We start from the raw sequence: 14,653 nt of genomic DNA on the forward strand, positions 1-14,653 counted from the left end.
ATTTTGAATTTATTTTTTAGAGAACTTCATTGTGTGGCAACTGATATTTTCACAGATTACTTGGTTCGGAATTGACCCAGGAATGAACTTATTTCTAATAATCCTGTCTTTCATGGATATGTTCGGCCAATCAGTGAAGGGTTTTCTAAGTATCGATAATAGTTGTCCTAATAATAATAGAGAAAATAGTTTGAAACATAATGCTACTAATTTTGGTATATATGAGACTATCAAAGGACATTAAAGTAAATAACATACATACCTAATAAAAGATTAAAAAGAGCTGCCTAGGCAACTCTTTTCTTTAAGTATAACTTCTCTTTTTAATACAACTTATAAATCATTAAAATAATAAGTTAAATGGTTTTTGATGATTAGAGTGGCCCACCTTCAAAACCAATAGGCCATCCATCCTCTTTACATTTCACTTTATACTGAAACTCAAAAGGACCATCATAAATAAAAGCTAAACTAAACCCTGTAAATAGATAATCGTCAACATTCACCATCTTTCCAAAACTTATTGTGGATAGATAGTAATGCTTCATTTCTTGAGTAGGAAAAAATTTCTGTAGATAGTTTAATGAACGGCTTATATGTAGATGGAGTTCCTCGAAAATCTTTTCTGCTAGTTCGATTAAAGCCCTATCAGGGTTTTCATTGCTCCCTTGAATAATAATCTCCACATCTTCCCATTCTCCAATATCCATACGATATAACCATTGTTCCTTTAAGAAATATTTCTCACTATCATATACAGGTGGATTAACGAGGTTTAATTGTTTGATCTCATCGTGAGATAACGGTTTAACAAAATTAAGCTTATGATATAAAATGTCTTTGATATCAGCGACAATGTATTTGGATTTGTTTAATTCGAAAGAGTCCATTTTTCACCTCAAAAAATATATTGTAAATTTCACTTTATTAATAACATCATCTTTCTGCAACTTCCTACATCTTATATCCTTATTACATTATCGGTATACATTTTTTGCCTCTAAAGAGATATTACGCCAATTTTATGTGTTGCTTTGAATATTTCAATAAGGAATTATTTAAACACTTTATCTATTTCGTCTCTGTCGTAATCCAATATCCAATCATTGTATGTAAAATAAATGTCACGTATTGATTCAGACGACGTAGCAAGCAAATCACATCCTCGATCATCGTAAATGTGAAAGATGGTTTTCCTTTTGATATTAATAAAATAAATCATATGAATAATATTTGGTTGGATTCCTAAATCCTGATTACATAGTGCTTTTAACAAAGGAATGTACTTCACATCAGATACTTTACATTGTAGAGTAAACCTATTTGTTTTGCATTTTCCCTCCTCATTATCTTCAGGGAAAATATAAGGCATTTCTGTATGCTTCAATGTATATATGAGTGATCGACTACGGATATATGGAGAATAAATCCTCGCTTTGTGCTTATAGGTTTTGCTATCTCCAAAATCATTCACATCTACGACAATGAAAATTTCCTCATCTTGGAAATGAAGTGATTCAAACAGCGTGATGGCCCTTTGATAAACCTCCTGCATATAATTATTTTCTTCATAATAGTTGTCTGATCCTAGATCGAACCGTATGCCGATTTCCCCGTTATAAAACAAAGGTGGTCTAAGTATTAATTGAGGAAAATGTTCATTCATATAATCATTTAATAGCATAGTTGGTCCTCACCTATTTCTTTAATTTTACAAGTTAGATGGAAATAGCGGAAAGTATTCTTCAGCTATAATTTAAATTGTAAGTTTTGCGGATAAAAAATCATCTTCCACTCACACTAATAGTGGAGGTGAGATGATAATGGGTAATAACAAACATAAAAATAATAAGACTCAAGATAACAAAAAACAGCAGAATCAAAATCAAAATGCTAACAGAGAGCGTGCGAACAGAGAAGAGTTCGCTGAGGAAGTAGACTTTAGCCGCATTCAAAATGAAAATAAACGTTAGTGATACTTTCCCCCAATATTCACTTAAAATGAGTATTGGGGGTTTCCTTTTGGATCAACTCTTTTGATGTCTAGACATTGCCTAGATAGCTTCGTGTAATGTTTGGGAGAACAATTTTACCATTCTTACTGTATTTTTCAAATAACTCTGTTAGAAGAAAAACAAAAGTTTGATATTCCCCGTCGTTTTTTTTCGGAGCATAGGACGCTGATAAATTCCTTCCTAAGAAACCTTCATAATCAAAAAGCAATTCATTTTCATATTTTTTAAACTCATATTGTCCATCCTTAAAAAAGCTAGTAAATACCTCTGGTGTTTCTTCCATTCCACCACTAAATCCGTTGAAATTTGAACAAGTCTTTTGGCAAATTGCGGCATTCTCTTTAATAATTGGATTAGTTAAATCCCTGCTATTCCACACAAGAGCAACTTTTGACTTTTGTTTTCCTATTCGTTGACATTCTATTTTAAATGCTTTTTTATCAAACCAATGAAAAGCCTGCGCAACAGTTACTAAATCCACACTATTTCCTGTTAAAGTAGTATGTTCAGCAGTTGCTTTTATGGATTTGAAACGAGGATATTTTTTTAATGATTGCTCTGCCTTCATTCTCATATCATCATTCGGCTCAACTCCAATAACATGTAGACCTCTTTCAAGTAGTAGACTGCTAAATATACCTGTACCTGAGCCAATATCGGCAACAATTCGATCCTCATTTAGTTCATTTACTGCAATCAAATAATCTATATATTCTTTTGGGTAACTAGGGCGATATTTCGCATATATATCAGCCTTATCTGTAAAATTTTCTGTTGTTTTCATCGTACTACCTTCTTCCTGTCGATATTTTGGAATAGGAGAAAAATAGTTAATTCCAAATACCACTTATTGATAATAAAGCCTCCACTCCTACACTTCTTGCATGTAGCAAGGATTTGATTGAGAAGTTGCTATTGTTTATTTTCTTTTGCTTTTAAGCATTCAGTTAAATTAATAAAATCTTGAACTGCTTCTGACATGGATAGTTTTTTAGCAAGTGATATCCCCTTTTGAATAGATGTAGAGGCATCTTCTAATTTATTTGCTTTAATTTGGGCATCTGCAAGACAATACCAGTAAAACCAGGCGTCCATTTTTGTGATTTTATTTTGATAAAACGTTTCAATTTTCGGGTAATAATGGTTGAATAAAGCTTCATCATTAACTAGCTTTTCACCATTCCAATTTAGGACATTCACTAAATAACTATCTCCTATATACATTTGCCAAATTGCTATACCAACCTTTTGATCTACATGTATGATGTCCATTTTATGATAAGGAATATTAGTAATCTTCTCAAATGATTCTCCAGCCCATTTGAAAATTCCGAGTTCACTTCCTATGGCCGCACCATTTGTAACACCAAATAAATATTCTTTTGTTCCATCACCAGTAATATCTACCAATCCCGAAAAATTTAAAGCCACTCCCTTAACTTTGGTTTCCCATACTTTTCTCCAAATTCCGTTGTCCTTGTTGTTCAATTGCTTTTATTTCAAAAGTAAAAATGATCTCTTTTTGCCCATCTTTATTAAAATCATAAAGTTGGATTGGGTAAGTAGAGAAAGGTTTTTCGGGACTTATTAGTACAGAGTTTAAAGGCTTAAATGCCTGAACAATTTTAATTAGGTCATTGTTCTCGTTTTCATTCGCGTACACAGATATCAAACAAAAGTTAACGAATGGAAGTGACAGTAAGGTAAAAAGTATTATTTTTTTCAATCATCTGTCCTCTTTTCACTATATATCGTCCTTCCATTATGAACGTATTTAGAAAATTAATACATCCGAAATCATGCTTAGCCAAAGAATGATTAAAAACAGGTTTTTAAAATGTTTACCCAGCCTAAAATTCCTCCATTAAAGAGAACCTATCTCCCTTTTCATCAAAGGGTTGCTTAAAATCAAAGGCAAACGCAGTAGAACCATGCTGGATGTAATAGTTGTATCTCTTAAATGCCTCAATCCAAGAGACATCATCCACCTTTTCTGTCCACCAAACTACATAGGAAAGGTGTTTTTCTGGATAAGGCTCGATCCATTTACTTTTGTCTTGTAACGCTTGTTTATGCTGTCCTGAATAGGTGAAGTGATATAAGGATTGAGGATTTCTCCATACGGTTAGCGTAAGTATGGGAGAACCTTTTCCCTCCACGGTTTCTTCAGGGATAGCGACTCCTTCAGGTGAAAATGACTCTATCAGGCCTGATTTTGTTGCCTGTCGGTATACTTCATTGCCTACTTGAAAAAATTCTCGAGAGCAAGGGTGGTCATAAGGATGATTTAGCCTTCCAATAGTATAGATCGCAACGAATGCCATAAATAGCCCTCCATCTATCGTCTTTCTATAGATATATTCAAGTAAAGGTCTGTAAATCCCTTTTTTTACTAACTCATAAGTCTCATATTATTGCTGTTTCAACTATAAAAAATGGGAACAACCGATTTGGATGTTCCCATTTTTTATATAAGATTTTTTAAAAGCTACGCTTCTCTGGCCAAACTCCTTGCATTTTACTTAAAAATACAATTTGCCCAATATGATAGGCGTCGTGCATTACTAAACTCTTTAGTTCAATTACTAATGATTGATCTTCAGGGATTTCTCTGTACAATGCTTCATATTCTGGTTTTGCCAGTATTTTTTCTAGTTCCCGATGGAAATACAAATATTCCTGTTTGGTTTCCTCCCAATTTTGCCACGTCACAGTTGGTAATTGAAAGGTAGCGTCATTATTTTCTGCCTGTGGTTCATTTGCTTTATCACCAAGAATCCTCGCGAGAAATCTCTTTTTATAGAAAAGTAGATGACAAACTATTTCCCAAATGGAATTCGTTGCCCCTTCAGCAGGCTTCCAAATGGCCTGTTCTAAAGTAATATCCTCTAGCACTTTTTCAAGTGGTGGAAACCAGTCTTCTTCATCTAAACAGCTTGTCCATTGTCGTAACAGCAATGTTTTGGCAACCATTTTCAATTCCTCCTATTTGATCCTGTCTCCTTTGTAAATAAAACAGCCCTTTTATTTCTTCTGCTAATGTTCATATTGTCATTAGTATTACATATCAATTTCTATGCCAATTCCTAGTTCCTTTGCTTTTTGATATACGCCTTTCGCGACTGCTAAATCATAGTAAGCTGCACCTACCGATTTAAAAATGGTAATCTCCTCTTCGTTCTCTCTACCATTCTTAGTCTCTGTGACAAGTTTACCAAGGTCACAATATATCTTGTCGAAAGACCAAATACCTTTTTCTGCTGCATGAATAAATTCACCAGCTTCATTTTTTACGCCATTATGATCATCTACTACAATTTTATTTGCTTTCAAAATAGTGGTCTCATCTATTTCACGCATAGTTGGTAAATAGGATCCTATACCATTAATATGAGTTCCTGGCTTTAAATATTCTCCATCTAAAACGGCACTTGTTGATCTTGTAGCACAGCAAATAATATCTGCTTGCTTGACTGCCACTGATACTTCATCTATGACCTCAAAAGGGATTTTCACTCCATATTCTTTTAATTTCTCACCAAAACGATGTGCTTTAGAGGTTGTTTTATTAACAAGTAGAATTTTAGTGATAGATCTTACAGCTAGTACGCCTAATACTTGCTCAAAAGCCATCCCACCTGTTCCAATTACTGTTAGAATTGTCGCATCCTTTTTTGATAAATAATCTGTAGCAATCCCACTTAAAGCTCCAGTTCTTAGTCGAGTTAGATAAGAGGCATTCATCATAGCCACATGGGAACCATTCTCTGCATCTGTAAGTAATAAAACTCCTTGCGTTGTGGGCGTCCCCTTTGGAGAATTTTTAGGAAAAATGGTCACTACTTTTACAGCGGCAACTTCACTCACTAAGTCTGCACTTGGCATATAGAGTGCCGATGCATCATGATCTGGAAAATCTATGACAGTTCGATGCACGTCGGCAATTTTATTTTCTTCTTTTGCTTTTAATACTTTCCTAACATCCTCTATCGCATTTTTCATATTGTAGCTCTTCATAATCTGTTCTTCGTTTAGTATCAACATCATCCATATCCTCCATTAAATCGTCTGTCATCACGACTTCATAGTCCCAACTGGGATTTTTTTCGTATCACTTAATTTCGATTCTTTTTGAATGTCGTTGTCTAAATTCTCTTGACTACGATCTTTAACAGCCCAAATGGCAATTAGTGATACGATTGCTGTAAAAATAATATATAAAGCAATTGGTATATAGGAATTATCAAATTGAACTAATAGAGCTGTTGCTACTAAAGGAGCCGTTCCCCCTGCTACAGCTGCACCAATTTGGTAACCAAGTGTAATCCCTGTGTAACGAATTTTTGCGTCGAAAATTTCTGAAAACATTGTCCCTAGCACGGCCGTAATTGGCGACCAAATAATGCCTAGACCGATGATTGTGGCTACTACAAGTAATATCGCGGATTGTTGCTGTAACATCCAAAAATAAGGGAATGCAAAGAGTATCATGCCAACCGTTCCAATAATGTATAACTTCTTGCGTCCATATTTATCAGACAAGCTTCCCATTATAGGAATTAAAATGGTCGTAATGATTGTGGCAATCATGACGGCATTTAGAGTGACAGTTCTTGAGAAACCTAAATTTGATGTTGCATAGGATACAACAAATGTTCCAAAAATATAGAAAGGTGCTGTTTCAACAACCTTCGCTCCAATTGCAATTAAGACTTCACGCCAATAGTTTTTCAATGTTTCTATAATAGGTAGTTTAGGAATGTCACCTGATTCTTGCACCTTTTTAAATGATGGTGTCTCATCAATCCCTTTACGAATCCATAAACCAAATAAAACTAAAAATGCACTTATTAAAAATGGTATACGCCATCCCCATGACATAAAGGATCCTTCAGGAAGTAAAGTCATTATAGACAATGCAACAGTTCCTAACACCATACCAATCGTTACACCCATTTGTGGTATAGCTCCATATAATCCTCTCTTTTCCTTTGGAGCATATTCGACAGCAAGTAAAAGAGCTCCTCCCCATTCTCCACCAATACCTAATCCTTGTACTAATCGTAAAGTAATCAATAATATGGGAGCCCAAATGCCAATAGCTTGATATGTAGGAAGTAATCCCATCCCAAAGGTAGCAATCCCCATCAAACTCAGCGTTAATACGAGTGTTTTTTTACGGCCAATCTTATCTCCAATATGACTGAAAATAACTCCACCAAACGGTCTAATAAAGAACGATAAAGCAAAGGATGCGTAAGCAAGTAACAAACCAACTGTAGGATCATCATTAACAAAAAAAACTTGATTAAAAACGAGTGCCGCAACTGTGCCATACAAAAAATAATCGAACCATTCAATGGAACTCCCTACCAAACTAGCAATCCAAATCTTTCTCATTTGTTTTCCATCCATCTATTTTCCCCCTTTGTTTGAAATTGAAGTGGTACTTCAATTTATTCTTGTTATTACTTTACAATTACCCGAATTCTCTGTCAATAATAGAAATTACTTTTTTATTATGCTTTCTATTAAAACGTATATAGAATAAAATAGTATAATCAATAAAGGGGTTTGATATGATGACATCAGATTTTCTAGGAGAGACATTGAAAAGAATACGCAAAGAAAGACAATATACATTAAAAATGCTTGCCACTCAAACAGGAGTTTCTATTAGCTTCTTATCACAGGTGGAAAGAGGAAAATCTAATGTAACATTAGACTCATTGAAGAAAATTGCAGATGCTTTAGGTGTAAATCCAAGTATTTTTTTCCCTACTAACAATGAAGAATTACATGAAATACGTTCCCAATTCCATTATTTAGACTTATCAGATGGGAATATAGATGCTTCCTATCTCCCCATGCTTGTGACATTAAAGGCTGGAGAAAATGAAGGAAACGCTCTTTCCCATGACGGTTATGAATTTATCTATGTTGTAGAAGGAGAACTGACCATTATTATTGAGGAGCAAAAATTTGTTTTGCAAGAAAACGAGTCTAAAATGTTTGATGCTAGAAAAACGCATTACTGGTACAACTATCAAGAGAAACCTGTCAAGTTCCTACTTGTTTCTTCACAATAAAAATGACTTATAAAGAGCCATGCTACATGTAATGTGTAGCATGGCTCTAAACCATTAATAATAGCTAGTTCCTCTCACCTATGAACTGTTAAACTGAAGTAATCAATAATCGAGAAGTTAGCATGCCCTAAATGCTAGTTCTATATTGTTGATTACTTTAACCTGTCTAAATGAGCTTTTAAATATTTAATAAATGGATGCTCTGCTATTTCTGATTTGCGTGTACAGATAAATAAACTTTGTTGGATATTTATCTGCTCAACAAATACTCGAGCCAGTTTTCCATTTGTTATATTGTCTATCACACTATAGGAGGGTGCTAAAGTCATACCGTATCCTGCTTCCACAACTTTAATCGATTCATGCAAGCCCTGCATTTGAAGTCCAAACTTAGGTAATGGCGCATTAAACTTGTAAAATACTGACTCCAGTAAATCTAATGTCGAGCTACCACGCTCCCGATAAATAAAGTCTTCGATCGATAGTTCGGAAATGGCAACGGTTTGATTTGCTAAAGAATGTGATGGGTGGACAATAAACCAGAACGGGATATCTAAAATCTTTTCAAATTGAAGATCATTATGACCAATATTGCTTTGAACGACAAAACCAATATCTACCTCATAATTCAGAACCTGTTCCTCAACAGATTTTACATTACCTAACGATACAATACATTCAATGTGAGGATTCGCAAGCTTATACTGTGCTATAAAAGGCGGCAGTATATAATTAGTTGGAATGTAAGAAGAAGCTATATGTATTTTGTCTTCCTTTGCTAAAAATTTAGCGAGTTTTTCATCGATTTGTCCTTCTAAATAAAATAAACGCATTCCCTGTTCGTATAAAAACCTCCCCTCTGGAGTTAACTGAATCCCCCGTCCTTTGCCTTCAATTAATTTTGTTCCAATTTCATTCTCTAATTTCCGAATTTGAATCGTAACAGCAGGTTGACTAAGTAGCATACTATTCGCTGCTGCAGTAATTCCACCAAGCTTTGCCACATTCGTAAATATTCTTAATGCATGCAAATTCATTTTAATCACCCTTCCTTATTCATAAATAAAATTTATGAATAAACAATTATTATATATTTGTTTTATATATAGTTTAACAGTAATTTAAGGATAGAGGTGATATAAGTGGAAATTTTATTACAAGAATGGGTATCAGCAAAGGGTTTTATTTTATTTACAATTGGGTTACTTGCGGCAATAATTGGCGTTCTTTTTGGTGCTGCTGGCTTTATTTTAATGCCTTCGATGTTACTTATTGGCATTCCAATTCATACCACGATTGCTGTTAATAAATTTGCGACAGGAATTTCAGCTCTATCCAATGTCGTTACGTTTGTCATAAAAGGACAGGTATCTTTAAAACAATACAGGTCTTTATTATTTTTTTCGAGTTTAGGAGGAGTGTTTGGTGCGTTTTTAGCCGTTCTATTATCGGAGCAAATTATGAATGTGATAGCTTGTATAAGCTTAATTTTGGGATTTATTATTGTTATTCGCAGTAGTACATTCATTGTTAAAGAAATTAAAGAAACACAGGAACAAGTGACTAATAAACTCATTCCGTTTGCGATTTCAATCTATGACGGTGGTTTTGGACCAGGCTCAGCTCTTATGAATATAACCTATTTCTTGAAAAAACAATATAACTATGTAAAAGCAGTTGAATTAACAAGAATTATCTCGTTTTCAAGCTGTACAGGTGCCTTTCTCTTTTATTACTTTACTGGCATTGTTAATTGGGGCATAGCGATTCCTGTTTCAATGGGCTCAATTGTTGGCTCTTTCTTAGGTTTAAAGATTATTCCTTATATTAAAATAAAGTGGGTTCACCTTATATTACCAATTATCTTTTTTTTGCTAATTGTTCAGATTGTAACGGATTTAATAAAATAACTAACATGTAAGCAATTCAGTATAAAAACAGATGCTCACTTATAATGAGCACCTGATCTAGAAAATAAGATAGTTAAAACAGCTTTATTTTTAGAACATTTTTTGTTTACTCGTGATACTTGTCCAAGTTACCTTATATACGTCCTCACACTTTAGGTTTTTAGATTATTGAGCTTCCTCATCTGCAGAAGGGCCGTACATACCTGGCACTGGAATATTGAGAAGTCGTAAGTATACCCCCAGCTGCGCACGGTGATGGATCATATGGCTTAAGCCGAAGGTACGGAAGGCAAGCGCTCGTGGTTCACGGCGGATGATTTGCTCGCCATGGCGTAGAGTCCATTCTTCACCGAGCGTTTTCTCGTCACTATCAGCTAGTAGCTTGTCTATTTTGCCGACGTTTGCATCAAACTCATCTAGAATGTCAGAGCGACTTTCTAATGCCTCTCGACGAAGCGGCACCGTTGAGAGATCAAACTCGGTGTGCTGAAAAATTGCCACTTGCCAGTTCAGCAGGTTGATTAAGTGGGTGGCCAGTCCGCCGAGCGTCATCGATTTATCATGAGGCCTCCATGCCATATGCTCATCGGGCAAACGCTCTAAAATTCGACGCGTTGTAGCTAGTTCATACATAGCGTCACCAATGATCAATTGTCTAACCATCATGTATCTCCTCCTTTTTGGTTAAGCATACTATAAATTCCATTCAAGAGGCAATTGCGCATTTTACTTGGAGGATATATAAAATAAAAAGATTCCATGCTTTAACACTACACGGAATCTTTTAGAATGTTGGTTATGATGGTTTTTATCTTTAAAGTCAATTATTTTTTTCTTCTTCATTTATTTTTATGTCCAAACGATCTTCAATACGTTCTTCAATCTCTTTCCTCTCGTCATGCCACCATAATGCTTCCTCAGGTTCTTCTAAAATCTCTTTGATTTCAGCTTTCTCTGCAACTGCTGGCGGTGAACCTCGAAGAGCTTTTCCTGAAGTTTCTTTTACGAAGATGGTTACAACAATAATACCGATAACAGATGCAAATATTAGATAGTAGGCTGGTACCATTTCATTCTGTGTTTTACTAATTAACCATGATACAAGTAAAGGTGTCGTACCTCCAAATAAGGAGGCAGAAATATTAAATGTAATGGCTAATGCCCCATTCCGAACTTTGGTAAAAAATAGTGAGGGCAATAATGCAGGCATGGTTCCTTGGAAAGAGGAGGAAAATACCGCAAGAATCATTAATCCTAGAAAGACAAGTAATGTGTTATTACTACCAATTAAGTTAAACGAAGGGATACTTAAAATAATCAAACCAATTAAACCGCCTTGAATGATCTTTTTTGCTCCAATCCGGTCACTAAAATACCCCATTAACAAAACAATCGGAATCATAATAATCATGGCAATAACAATTAATAAAAGTCCTTCTGCTTCTCCATAACCAAGTACAACGGTTAAGTGTGAAGGCATATAAGATAAAATCGTATAGTTTACAACGATATAAAAGAATACAACAAACATACCTATAAGGATTGCTCTCCAGTGGAACTGTAAAATGTGCTTAACAGATATATGATCTTCATCGTCAGATTTTTTTTCCTGCATTGCTTCAAAAACAGGCGTTTCTTCTAAATTATTCCGTAAATAAAAGCCGATTAAACCAATAGGGGCAGATAAAAGAAACGGAATTCGCCAACCCCATGCTAGCATCGTTTCCTCCCCTAACATAAACGTAAGTAACGTAACAAGACTTGCGCCTGCGATATAGCCAACTAAGGTGCCGACCTCAAGACCACTTGACATAAATCCTCTTTTCTTATCTGGAGTAGACTCAGCAATAAACGTCATAGCACCTGAATATTCTCCACCAGACGAAAATCCTTGAATTAAGCGAGCAATGAGTAAAATAATCGTGGCAGTAGAGCCAATAGACGCATAGCTAGGGATCAAGCCAATACTTAATGTGGCTAGAGCCATCATGATTAAGGTTATAGCTAAAACTTTTTTACGGCCTAGGCGGTCCCCAAGCATACCAAAGAAAATGCCACCAATAGGTCGAGCAATAAAGGCAACAGCAAATGTCGCAAAAGAATAAACTAATTGCATAGGGCCACTTACTTCAGGGAAAAATACTTGTCCAATTGTAGCTGCAAGATAAGAGTATATCCCAAAATCAAACCATTCCATTCCATTACCAACAGCCGTCGCGACAACAGCTTTACGTGCAGATTTTGAGTCAACAACGGTAATTTCTTCTTTTTTCAACTTTGGTTTCGATTTTCTTTGTAATTTTGGGCTATTATCATTTTTGTTAGAAGCCAATCGAAAACCCTCCTTGTTGATTAATTGATCTAATCTTAAACTAACCAAAATATAATTTATTATTTATCTGTCTTTTCAATAATTACCGGAAGTTAAGCTTAGTCAATGATCAACTTGAGTCTCTTCAATGATTCAAGTTTTAAGAATTATTGCGACCAATAGGGAAATAAATAAAGCCATCTGATCAAATTCAGATGGCTAATAAAAAATGGATCTCTATATCTTATTTTTCTTATATCCTTCGCCATCCCTTGACTCTAACCAAACAATGGCAAAATATGCTTTCTAATCAATTCAATTCGATCTTTGGCACGTGGTATAAAGCGAGACGCAATCGTAACGACCATTTTTTTATTGGGGTTGTTGAAAATGACATTTCCTCCGTCACCAAGTGCTGCATAGCAATCATCATCAACTATCCACCACATGTATCCATATGACAACTCTCCGAATCGACTTTTTTCCTTTGTGCTGTCCTCTATCCATTTGGAAGAAAGGATTTGCGAGTTGCCCCATACACCACTATTTAAATACAACTGACCTATTTTCGCCATATCGCGTGGCGTTAAAGTAAGCCCCCAACCAGCAGTGTTTACACCTGAAGGATCCACTACCCAACCCGTTACATATTGATCTTTAAGAAAAGCGAAATGTTCTTCTTTATTTCGTAAAAACGTATGTTGAGGAGCTGTAATGTCGAGAGGTTTAAATAAGCTCTCTATAGCGAAGTCCTTGACAGATTGACCAGTAGCATTTGTAAGAACACCCGATAAAATATGTGCGCCAACGGTTGAGTATTTAAACTCCCCAATATGTCCTCTGCCTCCAAGTAAATCTAATGTAGCTTTTACCCAGTCATCACTTGAGTAAACTTTTGTATAGGGCTCTGACTTGTATTTATACGGTGCAGTCATAGTCAGCAAGTCTTTTATCGTGACTTTTTGAATTGTTTTTTCGCCACGCTTTACTGTATAATCTGGAAAAAATTCTAAAACCTTTTGCTCTACATTGTTAATATATCCTTTGTCTATCGCCACTCCAATAAGAATAGATATAATACTTTTTGTTACAGAGGCTATATGCAATACATCATCTTTAGTGTATCCATCAAAATATGTCTCATAAATCAGATGACCATCTTTTCTAATCGCAATACCTGCTATATTGGCATATTCCTTTTTTATGGTAGCCTCAAAGTTAGAAATAGGATTATTATTCATTTTTATCTTTTGGTATTGATACATTGACGTCAAAGATATCAATTCATTCCTTTCAAAATGATTGATCAATATTGATGTAATTAGAATAATTTACTATAAAATGTTTTTCAATGCTTTTCTTTATTCGATTTAATTTTGGAAAGACAAAATGAATTCTTTTCTTAATGAAGTCATTACCGCTTTTATTTTTATCTATCTTGATTTTCATAATAGGCTTCATCCGCATATTTCTGGTCTGTTCCTTTAAGATAGGCTAGGATCATTTTCGGCCGTTTCAGTAAAACCCAGTCTCCATGTTTATCAAACTTTCTTGTAGAAGTGAGCATCCCGTTTTGAATTGTCCCATATTTCTTCCCGTTCTTTTTTCCCCACACTTTTAATCGTTTAGCGAAATCTGCATCTTCTGCCATTAGCATATTTTCATTAAATCCGTTGATTGATTGAAAATCCTTTTTATAGCACCAAAAGATTCCCACAGAAATGGCTCCATATTTAAACAATAGTGGTCCAATTAATAACAAAGTGGAAACAAAAATTCCTAAAGACATTCTTTCAAATTTCCCTGTAACCCCGCCGCCAATGTATTTCCCTGAAATTAAGTTCTCCTGTGCCTTAGACAACACATGTTCATTCATCTGGGTATCTGCATCAATTGTTACGATTATTTCACCGCTAGCTATTTCAACACCTGCGTTTCTAATTTTCGAAAGGTTTTTATCATTATTCTTTACAATGATACAATCATACGATTTTGCAATTTCTTCCGTTCGGTCTGTACATCGATTTAACACAACAATGATTTCAACTTGATTTTTATATAATTTAGAGGCTCTTGAAACAGATTCTAAACATTTTCCAATATACTTTTCTTCATTATGGGCAGGTATGATAATAGAAATTTTTAAATCCTCTTTTTCCATAACATTCATATATTCTAATCCCCCTTCATAAAACCTTTTCTAGCTGTTTTAGATGCTCTTAATTAATTTTTAATGATAGGTCATTATTCGAGAAAAGCTGGAAGTATTGTATTGTTTCAATTTAATCCGATGCTGGAACGACATAGTCGCCATAAATATATGAATAT

Annotated in this window: 17 protein-coding genes; 3 read left to right on the top strand and 14 right to left on the bottom strand. The window is 34.8% G+C overall.

Annotation, left to right across the window (positions count from 1 at the left end):
* Positions 1–374 precede the first annotated feature (374 nt).
* Together ABC382_RS03435 and ABC382_RS03440 are read right to left on the bottom strand one after the other, a co-directional pair.
* A complete protein-coding gene (locus ABC382_RS03435) occupies positions 375–890 on the bottom strand; it encodes a hypothetical protein (RefSeq protein ID WP_322610817.1) in 516 nt (171 codons plus the stop codon).
* 164 nt (positions 891–1,054) lie between these two features.
* The gene (locus ABC382_RS03440; RefSeq protein ID WP_322610818.1) at positions 1,055–1,684 is read right to left on the bottom strand and encodes a DUF3885 domain-containing protein; all 630 of its coding nucleotides are present in this window, start codon (positions 1,682–1,684) and stop codon (positions 1,055–1,057) included.
* A gap of 139 nt (positions 1,685–1,823) precedes the next feature.
* Here ABC382_RS03440 and ABC382_RS03445 point away from each other — a divergent pair, with 139 nt between their 5' ends.
* Positions 1,824–1,973, top strand: a complete 150-nt coding sequence (locus ABC382_RS03445) for a hypothetical protein (protein WP_197278953.1) — start codon at positions 1,824–1,826, stop codon at positions 1,971–1,973.
* A gap of 70 nt (positions 1,974–2,043) precedes the next feature.
* Here ABC382_RS03445 and ABC382_RS03450 read toward each other — a convergent pair whose 3' ends face one another.
* The 7 genes from ABC382_RS03450 to ABC382_RS03480 all read right to left on the bottom strand — a co-directional run bounded on the left by ABC382_RS03450 (position 2,044) and on the right by ABC382_RS03480 (position 7,430).
* Positions 2,044–2,799, bottom strand: coding sequence for a class I SAM-dependent methyltransferase (locus ABC382_RS03450; RefSeq protein ID WP_322610819.1), 756 nt, complete (start codon positions 2,797–2,799; stop codon positions 2,044–2,046).
* A gap of 128 nt (positions 2,800–2,927) precedes the next feature.
* Positions 2,928–3,446 carry a hypothetical protein gene (locus ABC382_RS03455; RefSeq protein WP_322610820.1) on the bottom strand — a complete coding sequence of 173 codons (519 nt, stop codon included), beginning with the start codon at positions 3,444–3,446 and terminating at the stop codon, positions 2,928–2,930.
* Positions 3,447–3,450: 4 nt separating this feature from the next.
* Complete coding sequence (locus ABC382_RS03460; protein WP_322610821.1) at positions 3,451–3,741, bottom strand: hypothetical protein; 291 nt, start codon at positions 3,739–3,741, stop codon at positions 3,451–3,453.
* 124 nt (positions 3,742–3,865) lie between these two features.
* Positions 3,866–4,339, bottom strand: a complete 474-nt coding sequence (locus ABC382_RS03465; protein WP_322610822.1) for a DUF3291 domain-containing protein — start codon at positions 4,337–4,339, stop codon at positions 3,866–3,868.
* Between the two features lie 157 nt (positions 4,340–4,496).
* Complete coding sequence (locus tag ABC382_RS03470; protein ID WP_322610823.1) at positions 4,497–4,988, bottom strand: DinB family protein; 492 nt, start codon at positions 4,986–4,988, stop codon at positions 4,497–4,499.
* Positions 4,989–5,075: 87 nt separating this feature from the next.
* Positions 5,076–6,059 (bottom strand): ornithine cyclodeaminase family protein, encoded by a 984-nt coding sequence (locus ABC382_RS03475; protein ID WP_322611024.1) that lies wholly within the window; start codon positions 6,057–6,059, stop codon positions 5,076–5,078.
* 30 nt (positions 6,060–6,089) lie between these two features.
* Entirely contained in the window at positions 6,090–7,430 is a 1,341-nt protein-coding gene (locus tag ABC382_RS03480; RefSeq protein WP_274793141.1) for an MFS transporter, read from the bottom strand.
* A gap of 167 nt (positions 7,431–7,597) precedes the next feature.
* Between ABC382_RS03480 and ABC382_RS03485 the strand changes: the two genes are divergently transcribed.
* Positions 7,598–8,104 (top strand): helix-turn-helix domain-containing protein, encoded by a 507-nt coding sequence (locus tag ABC382_RS03485; protein ID WP_341386263.1) that lies wholly within the window; start codon positions 7,598–7,600, stop codon positions 8,102–8,104.
* A 152-nt stretch (positions 8,105–8,256) separates the two neighbouring features.
* On the opposite strand, the gene ABC382_RS03490 is transcribed toward ABC382_RS03485, so the two are convergent.
* The gene (locus ABC382_RS03490; RefSeq protein WP_412926561.1) at positions 8,257–9,141 is read right to left on the bottom strand and encodes a LysR family transcriptional regulator; all 885 of its coding nucleotides are present in this window, start codon (positions 9,139–9,141) and stop codon (positions 8,257–8,259) included.
* Positions 9,142–9,246: 105 nt separating this feature from the next.
* Between ABC382_RS03490 and ABC382_RS03495 the strand changes: the two genes are divergently transcribed.
* A complete protein-coding gene (locus tag ABC382_RS03495) occupies positions 9,247–10,014 on the top strand; it encodes a sulfite exporter TauE/SafE family protein (RefSeq protein WP_322610826.1) in 768 nt (255 codons plus the stop codon).
* Positions 10,015–10,179: 165 nt separating this feature from the next.
* On the opposite strand, the gene ABC382_RS03500 is transcribed toward ABC382_RS03495, so the two are convergent.
* The 4 genes from ABC382_RS03500 to ABC382_RS03515 all read right to left on the bottom strand — a co-directional run bounded on the left by ABC382_RS03500 (position 10,180) and on the right by ABC382_RS03515 (position 14,495).
* The gene (locus ABC382_RS03500) at positions 10,180–10,677 is read right to left on the bottom strand and encodes a DinB family protein (RefSeq protein ID WP_312506719.1); all 498 of its coding nucleotides are present in this window, start codon (positions 10,675–10,677) and stop codon (positions 10,180–10,182) included.
* Between the two features lie 157 nt (positions 10,678–10,834).
* The gene (locus ABC382_RS03505) at positions 10,835–12,346 is read right to left on the bottom strand and encodes an MFS transporter (RefSeq protein WP_312506657.1); all 1,512 of its coding nucleotides are present in this window, start codon (positions 12,344–12,346) and stop codon (positions 10,835–10,837) included.
* Positions 12,347–12,603: 257 nt separating this feature from the next.
* Positions 12,604–13,566, bottom strand: coding sequence for a serine hydrolase domain-containing protein (locus tag ABC382_RS03510; RefSeq protein WP_412926562.1), 963 nt, complete (start codon positions 13,564–13,566; stop codon positions 12,604–12,606).
* Between the two features lie 188 nt (positions 13,567–13,754).
* Positions 13,755–14,495, bottom strand: a complete 741-nt coding sequence (locus ABC382_RS03515) for a glycosyltransferase (protein ID WP_407134603.1) — start codon at positions 14,493–14,495, stop codon at positions 13,755–13,757.
* Positions 14,496–14,653: the final 158 nt, after the last annotated feature.

Source organism: Lysinibacillus phoenicis (genome assembly GCF_047238325.1).
Lineage (GTDB): Bacteria > Bacillota > Bacilli > Bacillales_A > Planococcaceae > Lysinibacillus > Lysinibacillus irui.